Genomic DNA, 3,536 nt, shown 5'->3' with positions numbered 1-3,536 from the left:
CCGCCGCAGGCACGGGATGCGGGACACCGCAGGCCGACCGGCCCGCAACGGCGTGCCGCACCGGGTGCATCCCGGTGGCGGCTGCCCGCCGCCGGGACCGGTAGGAACATTTCACGAGGAGGTCCAGCACCCCATGTATGCCCTGTCCGTTCTGCTTGCCTTCATGCCCGTCATTGCCATTTTCGTGCTGCTGCTCGTGTACCGGGTGGCGGCAGACACCGCCGGGTACATCGGCTGGGCCGTGGCCGCCGCCATCGCCTGGCTGTACTTCGACACCGCGCCCACGGTCATCCTGCTGTCCAGCGTGGCGGGCCTTGTGGCCTCGCTGCCCATCGCCCTGGTCATGTCCGCCAGCATCCTGCAGATCACCGTCATGCAGGAAACCGGCGCCGTGTCCCGCGTGGTGGCGCTGATGAAAAGCGTGGCCCCCGGCCAGCAGGCCGTGCAGATCATGCTGATCAACGTGGGCTTCGGCATTCTGCTCACCTCGCTGGGCGCGGTGACGGTGTCCATCCTGCCGCCCATCATGCTGGCGCTGGGCTATTCCACCTTCGCGGCCATCATCCTGCCCGCGCTGGGCTACGATGCGCTGTGCACCTACGCCCTGCTGGGCATCCCCGCCGTGGTCTACGCCAACTTCGTGGGCCTGCCGGTAACCGAGGTGGGGGGCTATTTCGCCCGGTTCATGCCCGCCATTTCCACCTGCATCGCCCTCGGCATGCTGTACCTGGCCGGCGGCACGAAAATGGTGCGCGAAGGCATCGTGCCCGCGCTCATCGCGGGCCTCACCGCCGGGGTGGTGGCCATCCTCATGGCCAAGCTGGGGCTGGTGACCATCACCGGCATTGCCGCGGGCCTTGCGGTCATCGCGGCGCTGATGCTGTACATCCGCCTGACGGGCCGCCCCCTGCGCGACCGCAGCCTGCTGAACGATGCGGACCTTGCGGCCGAGCGGCGTCATTCGCTGGCCGCCGCCTGCTCGCCGTGGATCATCCTGACCGTGGTTTCGCTGGTCCTCAACGCGCCGTTCCTGCCGTTCTTCGACCTGACCTTCAAGCAGTGGTCCATGCCGCTGGAAATCATCCCCAAGTCGCCGGAGCGGTTGCGCATCTTCTGGCAGGCCTACTTCTGGGTACTCGTCTGCACCGCCGCCGCGCTGCCGCTCATGAAGGCCACGCGCCAGCAGGTGTCCACCGCGCTGGTCAAGGCGGGCAAGCGCGCCGGGCGCCCGTTCATGTCGGCCTCGGTGTTCTTCGCCATCGCCTACGTCATGAACCATTCCGGCAAGGGGGCAGACTGGTCCCTGGCCCAGCCGCTGCACAACATGGTGTACGTCATGGCCGACGCCTCGGCCTCGCTGTTCGGCAAGATGTACCCCTTCGTGGCGCCCTACCTGGGCCTGCTGGGCGGGTTCATCAGCGGCTCGGAATCGTCGTCCATCGCCATGCTGACCAAGCTGCACCTGTCCACCGCCGAAAAGATCGGCGCGTCGGGCCTGGTCATCGCGGCGGCCAGCGGCATCGGCGGCGGGCTTGCCAGCGTGATTTCGCCCGCCAAGCTGCAGAACGCGGCGGCCAGCATCGACCGCATCCGCGAGGCGTCGCAGGCCATCCGGCCCGCGTTCGTCATCTCGGTGCTGATCACCACGGTGTGCGCGGTCATGACCCTGTTCTGGGCCTTTCCGAACTAGTCGCCCGCCAAGGTAACGACAAAGGCCGGGAGCGTTCGCGCTCCCGGCCTTCATCGTTTCCGCCCCGGCGGCGGTCGGGGCGGGGCCCGCTACCCCAACCCCGCCGCATGCCACAAAAGCCCGGCGCCGGACACGGCGAACAGCCCCAGCAGCACCTTGCGGAAGGTTGTCTCGTCCAGGCGCCCGAAGCACAGGTGCCCCCCGTACAGCCCGGCGGCCAGCGCGGGCAGCCCGACGCAGAACAGCAGCAGCACCCGTCCGGTAAGCTCGCCGTGCAGCCCCTGCGCCCCCACGATGCCCACCCCGGCCAGCAGGAAGTACCCGGCCAGGGTGGCCTTCAGCGCGTGTCGGCCCCAGCCCTGGCGCATGGCCCAGGCCACCACGGGCGGACCGTTGATGCCCACCGCCGCGCCCAGCGCACCGCTGACCAGCCCCACCGCCACGGTTACCGCGTGGCGCAACGGCCTGCCTGCCGCATGCGCAACTGGAGCGGTGACGTTCCCGCCGTCATGTGCCGACGCGGTTCGGGCGGTGAACACGGTGAACGCCAGCACCATGGCCCCCAGCAATCCTTCCAGCCACGCCTCCGGCGCCACGGACAGCAGCCTGCCGCCCACGGCCATGCCCGGCAGCGAAGTAAGCAGCAACACGGTCAACGGTCCGCGCCGCACATGCCCGAACATGCGGCCCACCAACACCACGTTGATGGCCAGCGCCATCAGGCAGCCCAGCGGCACGGCCACCCGCATGCCCAGCACCGCCACCAGCAGGGGCAGGGCAATGACCGTGGAACCGAACCCGGCAAAGCCCTGCGTGAACCCGGCGGCCAACGCCGCCGCGCTTACCGCGCCCACGCAGGCTAGGTCGGGCAGGTCGGGCAGGTCAGCGGACGTAAACGACACAAACGGCGCAAGGACACCGATCATGCCGCCCCCCTGTCGTCATGGAGATCGTTATCGAAGGCGTCATACAGGGCGTCATGGGGGGCGTTGGGGGCAGGGACGTCCCGCGCGCTTTCCGGCGAGCCGTCAGCCGTGCCCTGCCCCCGGCGCGCGGCAATGCCCGCCTTCACGCCATCCGGCCAGCGAGGGCCGAACACCTCATCCATGACCTCCAGCGCAAAGCGAGCCGATACGGTGGCCGGTCCGCCACCCATCTCGATGCCCACCTCCACCGCCTCCAGCACCTCGGCGGGGCTGGCCCCGGCGGTGACCGCCTGTTCGATGTGCCACTGCATGCACGAGCGGCAATCCAGAACCACGGAAATTCCCACGGCAATCAGTTCCTTGTGGCGTTTCGGCAGCGCGCCGTCCGCGTAGGCGGCCCGCTCCATGTCCAGAAAGGCGGCGTACACGGGGGCGCCCGTTGCCGCAAGCCGGGAATGGGCGCGCTTGCGCTGCGCGGTCAGCGCCCGCAGTTGGTCGTTCATGGCGGACTCCTCGATTCACGTTTCACGAATCATTGCGCGATGCAGACCATCCCTTGCCTGCCAAGGTATCGCGTGGCACGGTTTGCAACAAACGAATCCTCATGAATGCTCGGTTCACGAATTCCGAACATCATCGTCGCGCCGCCTGCGCGACGTCAGCCACGGGATCAAAGCCCGCAGCCCCCGGAGCATCACATGGACATCCGCCACCTGAAGACCTTTCTGGCCGTGGCCGCCGGGCTTTCGTTCCGCAAGGCGGCGGAGGCGTTGCACTACGCCCCGTCCACCGTCACCGCGCAGATCCGCGCGCTGGAAGAGGACCTGGGCGCCCCGCTGTTCGAGCGGACGGGCCGCCGCGTGCTGCTCACCGACCACGGACGACGGCTGCTGCCCCGCGCCCGGCGCATTGCCGAAATG

At 68.9% G+C, this 3,536-nt stretch carries 3 protein-coding genes and 1 pseudogene; 2 read left to right on the top strand and 2 right to left on the bottom strand.

Annotation, left to right across the window (positions count from 1 at the left end):
• Positions 1-1,690, top strand: a 1,690-nt coding sequence (locus FVW27_RS10545; protein ID WP_243838347.1) for an L-lactate permease, incomplete at its 5' end; no start/stop codon positions are given.
• Between the two features lie 89 nt (positions 1,691-1,779).
• Here the strand turns inward: FVW27_RS10545 and FVW27_RS10540 are convergent.
• Together FVW27_RS10540 and FVW27_RS10535 are read right to left on the bottom strand one after the other, a co-directional pair.
• Positions 1,780-2,616 (bottom strand): sulfite exporter TauE/SafE family protein, encoded by an 837-nt coding sequence (locus FVW27_RS10540; protein ID WP_243838345.1) that lies wholly within the window; start codon positions 2,614-2,616, stop codon positions 1,780-1,782.
• A gap of 161 nt (positions 2,617-2,777) precedes the next feature.
• Positions 2,778-3,119 (bottom strand): annotated as a pseudogene (locus FVW27_RS10535) (carboxymuconolactone decarboxylase family protein); the annotation flags it as partial.
• A 195-nt stretch (positions 3,120-3,314) separates the two neighbouring features.
• Between FVW27_RS10535 and FVW27_RS10530 the strand changes: the two are divergent.
• Positions 3,315-3,536, top strand: a 222-nt coding sequence (locus FVW27_RS10530) for a LysR family transcriptional regulator (protein ID WP_167124964.1), incomplete at its 3' end; no start/stop codon positions are given.

Origin of the sequence: Nitratidesulfovibrio liaohensis (genome assembly GCF_011682075.1) — a bacterium.
Classification (GTDB): domain Bacteria; phylum Desulfobacterota; class Desulfovibrionia; order Desulfovibrionales; family Desulfovibrionaceae; genus Cupidesulfovibrio; species Cupidesulfovibrio liaohensis.
The sequence above is the reverse complement of the archived record's forward strand: the minus strand, read 5'-3'. Positions and strand labels throughout refer to the sequence as shown.

Excerpts from the sequence above, each read along its gene's own strand:
- FVW27_RS10540 (WP_243838345.1), bottom strand. The coding sequence starts at position 2,616 with ATGATCGGTGTCCTTGCGCCGTTTGTGTCGTTTACGTCCGCTGACCTG.